Source organism: Paenibacillus sp. J22FR21 (genome assembly GCF_056269135.1).
On record NZ_JBWDNJ010000003.1, the window covers coordinates 468008 to 483481 of the forward strand.

The window sequence follows — 15474 nt, forward strand, 5'->3', positions numbered from 1 at the left end:
CGATTCCTGATATTGCGATAGGTAGAGGAGGGACTGCGCCTTGCAGCATATCGTAACGGAAATGATTGAGCATATGTCACATTCCCATGAGCAGCTGGCGCGCGTCTTGGAGGCGAAGCGTCATGTCGCAGTCCGGATGGCACAAATTGTGCACGCATTGCCGGATACGCACCCAAGCTTCGGCGGGGTCAGCGAGCTGATGGATAATTCTCAGGTGATGACGAAGAGTGTAGTGGCCTATTTAAACAGCATTGCAGAGCTGCAGGAGTCGCTTGCCCTTACGATTTCGGTTGTTATGAAAGAGATGGACGTCGAGGACGAAGAATAGGCGGAGGAAAGGAAGCGTGCCCGTTATGAGTCGAGAAACCGCATATATCCGAATGCTGGACGCCTCCGCTAAGCTGCAGTGGAATGTGGCGATGATTCTGGAGGCAAAGGCCGTCGAAGCGGAGAAGGTACGCGCTTGGCTGTGCAATCATATTACGCCGGACGCATTTACGGAGCAGCAAGACCAATGGAAGTCCTCGATGATGGTACATGATCAGCTTGTCGAAGTGATTGACGGGCTTGCGAAGCTCAATCATGGGATGACCAATGTACTGAAGGCGGCACTGCGCCAGGTGGATGATATGGGGATGGGGGCGGGACCGATGAACGGCATCGAAAATATGCTGAACGGACCGTTTGATATGGGTGATAGGCACTAATGAATTGGAGCTTGAAGGAGCGGGAGGTACGAATCGAACTGCTAGCGTCGCTCTCCCGCAGCCAGCAGGCCGTCGCTCGAATTCTGAACAGCGTCGCAGCTGAAGCCGAGCGGGCATCCGGTCTGGCAGAAGCCATACAGCGCAACATGAAGCGGCTTGAGGCGATGCAGCTGACGCTTACCGCAATGGTAAGCGCCATGGAGAGCAGTCAAAGCCAAAGTCGAAGCAGAGACAGCCGCTCTGCCAAGCCATGGCTGAATGCTGCCGTGCAGGTTGGTTCGCATCCAATACGGGAAGGTAAAGGAGGAACCGGAAAGTGATTGCAGCGGGAATAAGCGGGAAGATCGTCAGCAAGTCACCAATCACACCACGGGTCACACCGAACAAGTCTTCAAGCAAGGCAGCAGCAGGCAGCCAGAAGAAGGCTACCTCGATTACGAAGCGCAAACGCACGAAGTCAGGCACCGGCAAATCTTCCGTGCGTAAGCAGAAGCGTGGAAGGAAGCGGGGTTTAAGCAGTCCGGGTTATAATCGAGCCTTCGATAATGCTTATAATCAAGGCTATAACCTCGGCTTTGCCAAAGGATTCGAGGATGGCCATCAGCTCGCCTATGAACAGCAAACCTAATGATGATCAAGCAGCTTGGAGGGAGTTCGGGCCATCATAGGAACGGGCTTGTACTCCCCTACGAATTGCTTAGCTCATGGACCGGAGTAATCAGCAGCTCCACTTCCTCAGCCGCAATAGGGTAGCCGATGAGATAGCCTTGAGCACCGTCGCAGCGCTGTTCCTTTAAGAGTGCAAGCTGAGTCTCGTTCTCAACCCCTTCAGCGAGGACTTGAAGCTTGAGACTATGAGCCATACCGATGATCGCCGTGACGATTGCCAGATCATCTTGATTGTGACCAATATTGCGAATGAAGCATTTGTCCATCTTAAGGGTGTCCACGGGAAAAAGGCGCAGATAGCTAAGCGATGAGTATCCGGTTCCGAAGTCATCAATCGAAATAGCAACGCCGAGCGCCTTCATTTCATGCAGCTTCTCAATAAGCGGGGCTTCGAAATTCGATGAAGCAACGCTCTCTGTAATTTCAAGTTCAATGAGCCGTGGTTCAACCGCAGTGGAGAGCAGGATCGCCTTCAGCATATCAATCAGGTTGTCCTGTTTGAATTGGCGAACCGATAAGTTCACGGACACCGGCAAAGGAGACAAGCCCGCTTGCTTCCAAGCATTGATTTGATTACATACCTGCCGTATGACCCACTCTCCTATCGGAACAATAAGCCCTGTTTCTTCCGCAAGCGGAATAAATTCAGCCGGAGGAACGGCGCCGAACTTGGGATGCGTCCAACGAAGGAGAGCCTCGAAGCCGTTCAAACTGCCAGCTTGCAAATCCTTCTTGCCCTGATAGAGCAAATGCAGCTCTCCCTGCTGCAGTGCTTTGCGCAAGTCCTGCTCCAGCATCATTTTCCGTAAATTAACTTCGTTCATCTCATTACTATAGAAGGCGTAGTTGTTTCTTCCCCGCCTCTTAGCCGCATACATAGCCGCATCTGCGAGAATCAGAAGCGTATCGGCATCCTTCCCGTCTTTGGGATACATAGCGATTCCGATGCTTGTCGTAACGATGATTTCTTGACCTCTGAGAATAAAAGGTTCAGAGAGCCGCTCCAGCAGAGGGCCAACAAGCGTCCCCACCGTTTCAGCATCGATATTCGGCAGCAGGATGACAAACTCGTCGCCGGCAAGTCTGGCCGCAAATGCAGCTGGCTGCAGCGATGCCTGAAGCCGTTTCGCGAAGCTCTTGAGCAGACGGTCCCCCAGTGGATGACCGAATGTGTCGTTGATGGATTTGAACCTGTCCATATCAAGGAACAGGAGAGCGAAGCTGCATGGTTTGTGTACCGCATACCGGAGCTCTGCATCGAGCTTCGTTATTAATTGATAGCGGTTGGGAAGATCAGTCAGTTGATCGTGATAGGCCATATAGTTGATGGTTTCACGAGCCTTCTTCGTTTCCGTTATATTTCGGAAGTTTGATAGGATCGCGGGCTGATTGTGAAATAGAATCGAGATGGAATTGGTTTCAACGTCGATCACTTCACCGTTTAGCTTGTAAATGCAGAGCTCCGCGTGATTAACGGCAGTGTGGCCCTCTATGAGGTCGGTTGATTTGGTTCGCATCATCTCGTGATACTCCGGCAATGCGATGTCAAACACATTGACGCCGACTAACTCATCCAGATGCTGTGCGCCTAACATCGTTAGCCCTGATCGATTCATGTGAACGATTTTATAGTCGATCTGTACAATATTAGCTTCGGGAGACAGCTCGAAAATTTGCCGGTACCGATTCTCGTTATCCAGCGCTTTCTTCTCGCTTCGCTGCGCATGTGCGATGATTCGGCGTCCAATGATGCAAACGCTGACACAGGTGATACAGCTCATGGTGAACAAGGTGAATTGAACAATTCGGTAGAGCAGATCCGTTGCGAGCATATAGGGGTTGAATAATTGATGGGTGATGAGTACAAGGATGCCATATCCACTTGCCATTAGTGTCACAAAGCGGTCCAGATAGATGAGGGAGAGAAGCGCAAAGAGGAAAACCACGGTGCCGGAGTTTGATGTTGGGATAAACCACATGACGATGAAGCAGAGCAGGAACGAATAGGCTGAAATAATGACTTTTCCTTTGAGCGTTTGATAGGTTTGTCGGTAAATGAAGTAGAGCACAACGCCAAGCGGGATAACGGAAGCGACGAATCGAATAAAGACTTGAAAGGTAATTAGCTCAAGTGCAAGAACGGTTACATATATGGGAATAGAAGACAGAATAAGGAATATTAATGTGTATGTCAGAAGCTTAGAACTAAACTGCTCGTAAGGGGTTGCCAAGCCGTACACATCCTTTCTACGTCAAATAGGTATACAAAAATCCTCGGGCTCGAAGCAAGATGGCGGTAACAGACCGATACGCATCTTCCCGCTTGGAGAACCAAGGTCAGCAGATTAACTTCGGCAGTCTGGCTGTCGTATCTCATTGCATTTATAGGAGAATAGACTTAGACCTATTGACTTTGCGTCCCCTGCTTTCGTAGGGTTTGCCTGCGAAAAATGATTCAGTTTTGACGAATAATGTAGGAATTTAGCGCTATTTCTATTTTCCATAATATCTCAAACTAGCGAATGAGTCTCTGGAACCTATTTAAAAGGATAGAGTTGGTATTTATAGGTGATATTGATGTCTTAGTTGCGTAAGTGAAGGACTAAAGGTTCATAAAAGTAGGCCTATATACATGTGGTTCATCAATTTCAGACTCTGGATTGACACAGATGATACACATATCATATAGTCAAGCTAATCTAGCAGAGATGAAGGTGAATAGGCTGACTATATTCCCGTATCACCGGATTAAGGAAGATATTCGAAAGCGCATACATGCTGGAGAGTGGAGGGACACTTCACGCCTGCCTTCCAGCCGGAATTTGGCGGAGTCCTATCAATCCAGCGTTAATACAATAGAGAAGGCGATTAAGGAATTGTGTGGGGAAGGGCTTCTGACACGAGATAATCGCCGAGGTACATATTTGGCAGATGGAGGGCTCTTGTCTCAGCCGACCAGTCGAATAAGGAGCGGGAATGGGAACGGGAGCGGACTCATTGCTGCATCGGTTATCGGTATCGATAATCCGCTATGGGGAGCCGCTCTGCGCGGGATCGAGGATGTGCTTCAGCCGAAGGGCTATCAGCTCATGAGCAGCAGCGATAATCGCAGCCTAGATAAGCTGGAGTCATTCGTTGCGAGCGCGATTGCAAGGCGAGTGGAGGGGATTATTCTGAGTCCGATTCACGGCGGCCAGGACGAGCCTCGCAGTCGGCAGATCTACGAGGAGTTAGCGGGTTGCGGCATTCCGGTCATTTTTCTGGATAGGCGCGTATGGGACACCGATATTCCTTTTGTGACGAGCGATAACGCTTCAGGCGCGTATTCGCTTACGAAATTGCTGCTTGCCAAGGGACATCGGCGGATTGCATTCGTACGCAATTCGGACCTCAGCACGTTCTATGAACGGCTGCTTGGCATGAGACAAGCGTTTATTGAAGCAGGCGTTTCTTTTGAAGCTGAATACGACTTATGCATCCCGACCCGGTTCGAGAATTTCGAGAGCGAGTTCGAAGACTTTGTTGCTCGGCTTGCGAATGCACTGGAGATGACGCGGTACACGGCTGTATTTGCAGCGAATGATCAGATTGCCGAGGCTGCGCTCGCTGCACTTGAGCGGCTTGGCAAGCGCGTCCCGGACGAGATGTCCTTTGTTACTTATGATGCGCAGGGGTTGAACGGGAAACTCCGACTGGATATTACAGGTGCGAACCAGCCTTTCTATGATATGGGACGAAGTGCTGCCCTTCAGTTATTGCACGCGGCAGAAGGCAAGCAGCCGATTGCGGTTGCCGGGCATATATGCAAAGCGGACATTCATTACGGCAGTTCGGTTTGGGAAGCAAAGATTGAATAACAAGGGTGGTACTTGCTTATGAGCTTCATTCGTCTGTTTCAAGAGAAGAAATATTTGCTGCGCATATTCTTGTGGATCACCAGCATTATTTTGCTAATCGTCGTTTCGTTCTCCACGCTTGTGTATGTGAATGTAGAGAAGAAGGTGTTCAAGAGCGAATACGAGAACAGCCAGAAGGTACTCTCGCAGATGAAATACAACATCGATTATCTCGATACGATGATTCGCAATATTACCCTCTCCACCTATGGCAGCAACGACGTGAAGGCGCTTATGTATTTGAACGATGAGGAAACGTACGAGCATTTGAATGTCATTAATAAACTAAACGCGACGATTGTGGCGAACAATCCATTCATTCAGTCCATCTACATCTATAACAATCATAAGAAACTATATTACTCGACATATGGCGATTTGTATCATAAGGACGCAGAGCTCGATAAAGTATTGCAAAGCTATACGAACATTCCGGTGCTCCGTGCAATCGTGCGACGCAGTGCGGAAGCCGCTGATCAAGGCGCAGCCGGAGCTGCTGCGAATACGGTATTAAGCTATGTGATGTATGAGACGACGGATCGCGATAACCGTATGGATGGCGCCATCATTCTGAACATAAAGCTGGACTGGCTCGTCGATAACATCCGTGCGATTAACCGGATTGAGGCCGGCGCGCGAAGTGAGCTCTACATCTTGGACAGCGGCAATGGGCTGATTGAGACCGATCCGGGTAATCCGGTACAAACCTCAACATTCGCGAATACGATTAGGCAAGCTTATGTGGACCAGGCGGGCAGCTCAGAAGGCTTGGCTGCGCAGCCGTCAGGTTTCTTTAATCAAAGCATTGGCGGCGAGAAATATATCATCTCGTATATTCGTCTGGAGAAGACCGGCTGGACACTGCTTGATGCGAAGCCTTACAAAGAGGCGTATGCGAACTTGAAGCAGCTGCTGGATACGATTCTGCTCATTACATTGGCGATCTTTGCCGGTGCGCTGCTGCTGACCTTGTCGGTTTCAAGAGGGATCTACAAGCCGGTCAGAAGGCTGATGGAACAGACCTCACGCGGCGGATCTGTGGCTCCGGGAGCTAAGGATGAATTCTCCTATTTGACCGAGGTGTATCAGAAATCAAGAGAGCAGCTGTACGAGTATCATCTGGAGAAAAACAATAATACCGGCATTATGAAATTGTATTTTCTCAAACGTTTGCTTGTCGACAGCTTCAGTATGAGCGGCACGGCATTCGGGGAGGCGCTGCATTCGCTCCATCCTGCGTTGTCGCAGGAGAAGCCGTTTCTGCTTTGCGTGCTGCGTATCGACAACTATAAGCTGTTCATGACGAAGAGCTTGGTTGAGCGAGAGCTTCTGCGCTTCGCAATCGCCAACATAACGACAGAGGTGATTAGCAGGTCATTCGCTCAGCAAACCGTAGATATGAAGGATGATTCGTTCACGATCCTTCTCAATATTGATTCTGCGCCGCAGCCAGAGATGGTTAAGGAGCTGCTGTCGGAAGCGCAGCATTACATTAAAGAGCATTACAAAATTTCCTTCTCTGTCGCCATCAGCGAGCCGATTGAACACTATCAAGCGATTGCGGCGTCGTACAGTCACACCTTCACGAACAGCTCCTATCGTTATGTGCGAGGCCATATGGCGATTATCACGCAAGCTGAGATCGATGAGCAGACGAGCAGTATTGATATGGAGCAGGTGATGGAGCTTACAGGCAAGTTCATCGAGGTTGTCAAGAAGGGCGATCCCGTGCGAACGGAAGAGAAATTCCGCGAGCTGTTCCGTTATATCCGCAAGCTGGAGTACAGCGATATTATGCTTGTCAGCATGCAGGTTGTGCATCATTTGAAGAAAGCTGTGTACGAAATGAACCGTTCCCTCAAGGAGCCGATTCATATTCATGCGAAGCTGCTGAATCGGGAGCTGTATGAGGAGGAGACGGCAGAGCAGTTCGAGGAGCAGCTGCTTGAAGCGGTTCAGACGATGACGAGTGAGCGCAAATCAGCTGCCGAGGAAGGCAATCAGGTAGCTGCAGATACGATCAAGGCTTTCATCGATTCGAATTATTTCGACTCTTCCCTCTCGGCGACCGATATTTCGGGCATGATGCGACTCTCCGCCTATAAGCTGAGCAAGATATCGAAGGAGCATTTCGGCATGTCGATACCGGAGTACATCAATCAAGTCCGGCTGACGAAAGCGGTGGAGTGGATGGAGAACTCGAAGCTGAGCATTCAAGAAATCATGCGCCGAGTGGGCATTGAGAATGAAAGCTATTTCTATAAATTGTTCAAGGCGAAGTTCGGCATGACGCCGCGTGAGTATATTGCCGGGCGGGGGAAAGGGTAGTCGTGAGTCGGAACATTCGCGTCACAGATTTAGAAAGGCCGCCGATCCCAGTATCGGCGGCCTTTTTTTGTTTTTGTACAGTGGATTTTCGGCAAATTTGAAAATCGTACAGTGCTTTTTTGACGCTGCAAAAATGAGCAGTTTCGCCGATGCCCCCGTGGGCCGTATGCTCAGAATCGTAAACAACGAAATCGCAAAACGGCACAAAGGAGGAGCACATGAGCAGAGGAATCACTTCGGTATTCAAGAAGGAATGGAAGCATTTCACGAAAGGCAGAAGCTTATTCATGATCAGCCTGCCTGCGATCATCGTCGTCTTTATTTTCTATTACCTGCCGCTCTTTGGCATCGTGATCGCATTTAAAGACATCAATTATGCCGATGGCATTTGGGGCAGCGCCTGGTCGGGCTTAAACAATTTTAAGTTCTTCTTTAACTCCCAGGATGCGATGCGGATAACGCGAAACACGCTACTGTTGAATGGGGTATTCATCGTCGTCGGGACGATCTGCTCCGTTATTGTTGGACTGCTGATGGCAGAAATGGGCAGAAAGCTCGTGAAAATTTTTCAAACGATCCTGTTCTTCCCTTACTTTCTCTCGTGGGTCGTCGTCGGGTTTGTCACCTACATTCTGCTTAATCCAACTTACGGCGTCATCAATAAAATCGTCGAACAATTCCACGGCACGGCCATTGATTGGTATGGCAATCCGTCCTATTGGCCGCTCATTCTTACGCTGACTTACCTGTGGAAGAACGTCGGTTACACCGCGATTATTTTCTTCACCGGCTTGCTCGCGATTGATTCGAGTTATTATGAAGCCGCTTCGATTGACGGAGCTTCTCGTTTACAGCAGATTCGCAACATCTCGATTCCACTAATTACACCGCTCATTACGATGCTGACCATGTTGAATATCGGCCGTATTTTCTACTCCGACTTCGGCTTGTTCTACTTCATACCGAGGGACGCAGGGATGCTCTACTCAACAACAGACGTCATGGACACGTATGTGTACCGATCGCTGCGCGTCGTCGGGGATCTCGGAATGGCCTCAGCAGCAAGCTTGTATCAGGCTGTTGTCGGACTCATCTTAGTGCTGACAACGAATCTGCTCGTTCGAAAATACAGCAAGGACAACGCGTTGTTCTAATGGAGGTGAGCGCAAATGCACGCAGCTAAAGCGGGCAGACTAGGCGGCAACAATGTAGGGATCGTACTGGTTCTGACCCTGCTGTCGATTCTGATTATTTTTCCATTGCTGTACGTGGTATCGGTCTCGCTCTCCTATGACGCCGACATTGCCAGGTACGGTTACCAGCTCATTCCGAAGCGGTTTACGTTTACCGCCTACTCTTATTTGCTTCAGAATCCGAAGCTGCTGCTGCAATCGTATTTCATTACGATTGTCGTCACGGTACTTGGAACCGCAATCGCTCTGCTTCTTACGTCTTCGATTGCTTATGTCATGACGCGCAAGGATTACAGGTACAGCAAAGCAACCACATTCTTCGTCTTCTTCACGCTTCTCTTTAATGCGGGACTAGTGCCTTCGTACATGATCATGACGAATGTGCTGCATCTGCAGGATACGATCTGGGCTTTGATCCTTCCCTATGGCGTCAGTGCTTGGTTCGCGATGCTGATGAAGGGATTTATGCAAGGGCTGCCGTTTGAAATTATTGAATCCGCGAAAATCGATGGCGCAACGGAGCCCGGCATTTTCGTGCGAATCATACTTCCGTTATCGAAGCCGGCCCTGGCGACGATTGGGTTGTTCTATGCGTTGGCATTCTGGAATGATTGGTGGCTGGCTATGCTCTACATTCAGAACGAGAAGTTGATCCCGCTGCAGTTCTTCTTGAACCGCATCATGACCAACATCGAGTTTCTGACGAAGAATGTGCAAGCCGGCATAAGCGTTGATCTGAGCGCGATTCCGACGGAATCTTCCCGCATGGCAATTGCGATTCTGGCTGCGGGGCCGATGCTGTTCGCCTTCCCGTTCTTCCAGAAATATTTGGTCAAGGGATTAACGGTCGGTGCAGTCAAGGGCTAAAGCCGGTGAATGATTGTGGCTCGGCCCAGCTTGAAAAGTTGTACTGGATTATCGGTCCGTTCTCGGATGATAATAAATAGTAATCACAGGAGGGTTATTTCAATGAGAAGAAGAGGGTTCAAGTTTGTTACGGCAACACTGACAGCGGTTCTTTCCGTTAGCATGCTGCTTGGCGGCTGCGGCAACAGTAACACAGAGAATAATGCCAATACGTCCGCGAATACCGGCAATACAAAGGCAGAAAACACTGCAGCGGCGAACAATTCGGCAGCGAACACGACTGCAACGGATGCATCCAAGCTCGACCCCTACGAAATTACATGGTATTTGCCTCAAAGCGTTTTCCCGGATGCGAAGCTTGTGCAGGATGAGATGAGCAAGATCACGCAGGAGAAAATCAATGCGACGCTGAACATTCAGCTTGTCGATTGGGGCACGTACGATCAGAAGATGCAGGCGATCGCCGCTTCCGGCGAGAAAGCGGATCTGATCTTCACCTCCAACTGGACAAACGACTATTTGCAAAATGTGAATAAAGGCGCATTCCTCGACATTACGGATCTGCTCCCGCAGTACGGACCGGACATTCTCAAGCAGGTGCCGGAAGCAGCGTGGGATGCGGCTAAAGTAAAAGGCAAGCTCTATGCCATCATTAATACGCAAGTACTGGCAAGAACGCCGGGCGTCCTGATTAACAAGACGTTTCTCGATAAGTATGGCTTCACAGCCGATCAATTCAAGACGCTCCAAGATTTGACGCCTTTCTTCGAGAAGGTCAAAGCAGGCGAGCCGGATAAATTCCCGTTCAGCTTGAAAGGCGACACCGATGTTATGGGCAACTACGGCAGCGCGCTCGGCATCGAATATTTCTCGCAGAAAAACCCGGGTGTCGTCTATATCAACGATGACAGCACGAAGGTTGTTAATCTGTACGAAACACCTGAATTCACGAACTTCTTGAAGCTCATGCATGAATGGTTCCAGAAAGGCATCATCCGCAAGGATGCATCCACTTTGAAAGATACGAACTCCGATGAAATGGCAGGCAAATACGTGACCTCCACATTTACCGTGATCAACCCGGATACAGCGGCTAACCAAGCGGCCAAATTCGGCGGCGGAGATGCGGCGAACGTGGCGGCTGTCGAGTTCTCCAAGCCTTACATGAGCACAGGCTCCATCATTGCAACGATGACGGCGATCTCCCGTACGTCCAAGGATCCGGCCAGAGCGATGATGTTCTACAACCTGCTCTACTCCGATCCGCAGCTATTCAATCTGATGAGCTTCGGTATCGAAGGCAAACATTACACGAAGGCTGGAGACGACCTGATTCAGAAGATCGACAACACCGGCTACTGGATGGATTCCGGCTGGGAGTATGGCAATATGTTCAACTCCTACCGCACAAGCCCGACACAGCCGAAGTGGTTCCCTGCCGGTCCAGACAAGAATGCAGCTGCGATTCCTTCCAAGCTGCTTGGTTTCTCCTTCGATCCGAGCAACGTGAAGAGTGAGCTTGCGCAAACCGCTTCTGTTGTGGATGAGTTCTACGCCGGACTGGTAACGGGTATCGCTGATCCGGATACGACGCTTACGAAGATGAACGAGAAACTGAAGAAGGCAGGACTCGATAAGATTTTGGCGGAGATGCAATCTCAGATCGATGCCTGGAAAGCATCGAAATAATTGATGGGCCGAGGGTTCTTTCCTGATTAGGAGGGATCGCCGGCCTCTTTATTTTCTCCGAAAGGAAGTGCGGTCTGCCGGCAATAGGACGTCGACAGCGCAAATATATCTTTATGGAAAATTTACGCAAAATAGCGTCGAATCGAGGAGGTTATTGCTGAATTTTGTCGAAAATGTATCGTACTATTGAAGTGCTTGCTAGGGATGACTACGATTAATAAGGAGGAAACACCATGATTACAGCTATCTTTAATCCTGCTATTAAACTGATGAATCGCTTGAACTACGTACAGAAATTTATCATTATAGGCGTAGTTCTCATCATCCCAGTCGCATTATTGATGTACTTCTACATTTCGGAGAAGAAAGTCGGCATTGAATTCGGTAAGAAGGAATTAATCGGAAACCAGTACAATGCAGGACTGAAGAACATGCTTCGGATTGCACTGGACTTGCGTGAGCAGACGACTTCGCTGCAATTAGGTGAAATCGGCAGTGAGGCTGCGATTGCGGAGAGTCAGAACTTGATGACGATGGCGATGAAGCAGCAGCAAACGCTTGAAGACAAATATGGGTCGAAGCTTGGTACGGAAGCGGGTTGGAAGAAGCTGCTGGCAGACTGGCAGGATTTCAAGAGCACCTTGCCTAAAGCTGGCGTCGTGGATGACAAGTATACCCAATATGATGTGTTGGTACAGGATCATTTGAATTTAATTACACTCGTAGGGGATCATTCGAATTTGGTCTTGGACCCGGATTTGGATTCCTACTATATCATGGATATTAGCTTAGTGAAGCTTCCGTATATGACCGATTTGCTCAGCTCATCCGCTGTCATAGCGAACCGAGCGATTTATGATGGAGAGATGACACAGTCGACCAAGCGCCGATTGGATCGCAATTTGACGCAGATTCAGAGCAATCTGGCGGAAATTGAGAAAAATTTGCAGACGGTTTACGCCTACAACCCCGGCTTGAGAGAGGATATGGGCCGCGTTGCAACGGAGTCGGCAGCTTCTATCAATACATTTCTAGAGCTGATGAATGAACGTTTTATGGAAGCGGATCGAGTACCGGCAGGTGCAGGCAGTAAAGACGATCTAAGCGATGAAGTGATATCGGCAGCTTTCTCTCTGTACGAGACATCTTCGTCAGTTCTCGATGACTTGCTCCATAAGCGGGTAGACGGATTTACCTCTGAACGGTTGCAGAGCACGCTCTTTATCTCGCTGCTCTTGCTGCTTGCGACTTATCTGACCATCGGCTTCTGTATTTCCACACGCAGCTCGCTGCGTCAGTTGGCGGATATTTCTGCTAAGGTGGCAAATGGCGATCTGACCGTGAACAGTCCATTTACGTCTAGGGACGAGGTTGGCCAGTTCTCCCGTTCTTTTAACGATATGGTAGCGAGTCTGCGCAGCGTCATAGCGCATATGAAGGAGTCGGCGAATTCCGTTTCCGTAGCTTCCGTCGATATCACGAAAAGTACGGATGAGATCGCCAGAGGCAGCAATGAACAGGCAAGATCGGCACAATCGATTAATGAGCTGATGCAAGAGCTATCGGTCGCAATCGATACCGTTGCCATCAGTGCGGAAGGTGCGGCTAACCTGTGCGGCGATACGCGAAATGTAGCGGAGGAGAGCGATCGAATCGTGCAGCGCTCGATCCAAAGTATGGATGTACTCAGCGACAAAATGAGCACCTTGCAGGAAGCATCGTCGAAGATCGGTGAAATCATCGGCGTCATCGATGAGATTGCGCAGCAAACCAACTTGCTCGCCTTGAATGCGGCCATCGAAGCGGCTAGAGCAGGGGAGAACGGCAAAGGCTTCTCCGTTGTAGCGGAGGAAGTACGTAAGCTGGCCGAGCGCAGCAGCGCGGCGGCGAAGCAGATTACCGGCATTATCGGGGAGATGCAAACCTTCACCTCGGAGAGTTCGCAAGCAGCGCTCGATTCCGTTCTGTTCGCTAAACAAACCGGGGAGTCACTGGTGCACATTACTCAGAAAGTAGGCGAGGTTACGGCGCAGGTTACCGATATCGCCGCTGCCAGCGAGGAACAGTCGCGGCAAACAAGGGAAGTACTGGAGGCCATCGAGAACATCGCGGCAGTCAGCGAGGAAGCTTCAGCCAGCTCCGAGCAGACGGCCATGAGCTCGCAAAGCCTCTCCGGACTGTCGCAGCAGCTGTCCCAGTCAGCGGCTCGGTTTACGGTTTAGTCATAAGGTGCCAAGAAAGTCCCCCGCGGGACGTTCTTGGCACTTTTGTTTTGGAAAGCGATCCACATAAAACCAGGCCGAAATGAGGCCGAGAGTTCAAGAATTGAACTCTCCGCGAACCAACTAACCTTGTCCCTCCTGCGTCGGATGCTGAGAGTGCGAAGCGATCGCTCAGCCGCGGAACCCACGCCATTAGTCCGTGCCGGTAAGCAGCATATCCGCTAACAGCTCCCCAATGAAGCGTGATGACCAGGGGTTCGGCGCAGCTGCATCACCCGGCATCCGCCGAAACAGCAACATGAAGAGGCTGACCTTCAATCATCATTGATGATTAAGAGTCAGCCTCTTCATGCTGATTATCTGTTGCCGACCCATAGCATAGGTCCGGCAGCTTTACTGGAAGCTGCGCTTCGTGCCGTTGGTAAGTACGGGCAGGCTTTTGATATCGCTGGTCATGCTGGAGTGGCAGATGGGGCAGTTGGGGAATTCGCCGAAGGAGAAGTCATTTCGCATCCAGCAGCTGCAACCCTCGTTACTGCATGTCCAAATGGATGTTTGTTCTTCCGGAATCGGTTCAATCACTTTCTTTGAGAAATGAATAATCAAGCCCTCCTTCATGTTCATGCCGTAACCTCTTTTAATATGTGACTGTATTGCCAGAAATATACTACTTTTTTCTAGACAATCTGCCTTAGGGGTCAAACGCCAATTTTGCGAGCCAAGCGGACAAGTGACCAAGAGCCTTGCCTGTCATTCGCATATATATGGAGACAGAATACTCGAAAATCAGGGGTGGAGCGCGTGCAGGCGAAGCGGAAATTAAACGCCAAAGCAGCAAGAAAAGGATTCGCCGCAGGATACAGCAACGGCCAGCGGGATGGCGCTTGCGACTTTATCTACAAGCGACTGCATCCGGCCGCAGCATTCCCGAAACGGAATGTCTGTGTGCTGTATATACCGCAGGGCTTCGAAGCAATCGACCAAGGCATCGTTGAAGCGCTACGCCATACCGTACGCGAGGTGCATGTAGCAGATGCCAAGTTCATGGCGGAGCAAGCTTCGTTCATCAGGCCGGATTGGATGCTGGTGCTCAACGGACTGCATGTGTTCCCGGACAATCATTTGGAACAGGTTGATGCGGTGCGGGCAATGGGCATTCGTACGGCCATTTGGTTCGCCGATGATCCCTATGTGACTGCAGATACGGTGCAAATCGCGCCTCATTACGATGTTGTCCTTACTCATGAGCTGAGCACGGTGGACTTATACAGAGGACTTGGATGCGCTGATGTTGTTTACATGCCGCTAGCTGTAGACCCCAATTGGTTTAAGCCTATGAAAGTGGAGGCGGGGCATCGCAGCGATATTTGTTTTATCGGGCAAGCATTCTGGAATCGCGTGGAGCTCTTTGATGCCATCGCTCCCTACTTGAAGAACCGCAAAGTGTTTATAGCAGGCGGCTTGTGGGATCGACTGCGCAACTATAAACAGCTGCAGAAATTCATCCGAATGGGCTGGCTGCCGGTCGATGAGTCGATCCGTTATTACAACGGCGCCAAGATTGTCATTAATATGCACCGGACTACGGAGCGGGGCAAGGACAATAAAAACGAGCTGAACCTACCCGGCCAATCCATTAACCCGCGCACTTACGAGATAGCGGCATGCGGCACGCTGCAGCTGACAGATGTGCGTGAAGATTTGCATAACTACTATGTGCCTGGCGTGGAACTCGACACCTTTCATTCACCGGATGAGCTCATTATGAAGCTGGATTACTACTTAAATCATGAAGAGCAGCGCAGGCAAGTTGCCTTACGGGGGCTGCATCGAACATTGAAGGACCATACCTTCGTTCAGCGTTTGCAGCAGGTTGCTGAGGTGTTGAAGTGGTAATACGTCG

13 protein-coding genes and 1 riboswitch are annotated in these 15474 nt (G+C 50.1%); of the genes, 11 read left to right on the forward strand and 2 right to left on the reverse strand.

Translation table 11 applies throughout. The features are described 5' to 3' along the window. Positions 1–40: 40 nt before the first annotated feature. Genes AC0YNS_RS12755 through AC0YNS_RS12770 form a run of 4 tightly spaced genes read left to right on the forward strand, consistent with a single transcriptional unit; the run spans position 41 to position 1335 of the window. Positions 41–328, forward strand: a complete 288-nt coding sequence (locus AC0YNS_RS12755) for a nucleoside-diphosphate sugar epimerase (protein WP_475781363.1) — start codon at positions 41–43, stop codon at positions 326–328. 25 nt (positions 329–353) lie between these two features. After that, on the forward strand, positions 354–707 hold the full coding sequence (locus AC0YNS_RS12760; RefSeq protein ID WP_475781364.1) for an alpha-helical endospore appendage domain-containing protein: 354 nt from the start codon (positions 354–356) through the stop codon (positions 705–707). Next, positions 707–1027 (forward strand): hypothetical protein, encoded by a 321-nt coding sequence (locus tag AC0YNS_RS12765; protein ID WP_475781365.1) that lies wholly within the window; start codon positions 707–709, stop codon positions 1025–1027. The genes AC0YNS_RS12760 and AC0YNS_RS12765 overlap by 1 nt, the downstream gene beginning before the upstream one ends. Continuing rightward, a complete protein-coding gene (locus AC0YNS_RS12770; protein WP_475781366.1) occupies positions 1024–1335 on the forward strand; it encodes a hypothetical protein in 312 nt (103 codons plus the stop codon). The genes AC0YNS_RS12765 and AC0YNS_RS12770 overlap by 4 nt, the downstream gene beginning before the upstream one ends. A 58-nt stretch (positions 1336–1393) precedes the next feature. Here AC0YNS_RS12770 and AC0YNS_RS12775 read toward each other — a convergent pair whose 3' ends face one another. After that, complete coding sequence (locus tag AC0YNS_RS12775) at positions 1394–3607, reverse strand: putative bifunctional diguanylate cyclase/phosphodiesterase (RefSeq protein WP_475781367.1); 2214 nt, start codon at positions 3605–3607, stop codon at positions 1394–1396. Positions 3608–3726: 119 nt separating this feature from the next. Further along, a riboswitch (cyclic di-GMP riboswitch) is annotated at positions 3727–3828 on the reverse strand. 262 nt (positions 3829–4090) lie between these two features. Here AC0YNS_RS12775 and AC0YNS_RS12780 point away from each other — a divergent pair. From AC0YNS_RS12780 to AC0YNS_RS12805, 6 genes are all read left to right on the forward strand, one after another. Next, positions 4091–5233, forward strand: coding sequence for a GntR family transcriptional regulator (locus tag AC0YNS_RS12780; RefSeq protein ID WP_475781368.1), 1143 nt, complete (start codon positions 4091–4093; stop codon positions 5231–5233). 18 nt (positions 5234–5251) lie between these two features. Then, positions 5252–7600 carry an AraC family transcriptional regulator gene (locus AC0YNS_RS12785; protein WP_475781369.1) on the forward strand — a complete coding sequence of 783 codons (2349 nt, stop codon included), beginning with the start codon at positions 5252–5254 and terminating at the stop codon, positions 7598–7600. A 218-nt stretch (positions 7601–7818) separates the two neighbouring features. Further along, a complete protein-coding gene (locus AC0YNS_RS12790; protein ID WP_475781370.1) occupies positions 7819–8754 on the forward strand; it encodes an ABC transporter permease in 936 nt (311 codons plus the stop codon). A 15-nt stretch (positions 8755–8769) separates the two neighbouring features. Beyond that, positions 8770–9660 (forward strand): carbohydrate ABC transporter permease, encoded by an 891-nt coding sequence (locus tag AC0YNS_RS12795; protein ID WP_475781371.1) that lies wholly within the window; start codon positions 8770–8772, stop codon positions 9658–9660. A 102-nt stretch (positions 9661–9762) separates the two neighbouring features. Continuing rightward, positions 9763–11349, forward strand: a complete 1587-nt coding sequence (locus tag AC0YNS_RS12800) for a DUF3502 domain-containing protein (RefSeq protein WP_475781372.1) — start codon at positions 9763–9765, stop codon at positions 11347–11349. Between the two features lie 233 nt (positions 11350–11582). After that, positions 11583–13571 (forward strand): methyl-accepting chemotaxis protein, encoded by a 1989-nt coding sequence (locus AC0YNS_RS12805; RefSeq protein WP_475781373.1) that lies wholly within the window; start codon positions 11583–11585, stop codon positions 13569–13571. Between the two features lie 393 nt (positions 13572–13964). Here the strand turns inward: AC0YNS_RS12805 and AC0YNS_RS12810 are convergent, their stop codons facing one another. Further along, positions 13965–14171 carry a cold-shock protein gene (locus AC0YNS_RS12810; protein WP_475781876.1) on the reverse strand — a complete coding sequence of 69 codons (207 nt, stop codon included), beginning with the start codon at positions 14169–14171 and terminating at the stop codon, positions 13965–13967. Positions 14172–14372: 201 nt separating this feature from the next. Here AC0YNS_RS12810 and AC0YNS_RS12815 point away from each other — a divergent pair, with 201 nt between their 5' ends. Continuing rightward, on the forward strand, positions 14373–15467 hold the full coding sequence (locus AC0YNS_RS12815) for a CgeB family protein (protein ID WP_475781374.1): 1095 nt from the start codon (positions 14373–14375) through the stop codon (positions 15465–15467). Positions 15468–15474 lie beyond the last annotated feature (7 nt).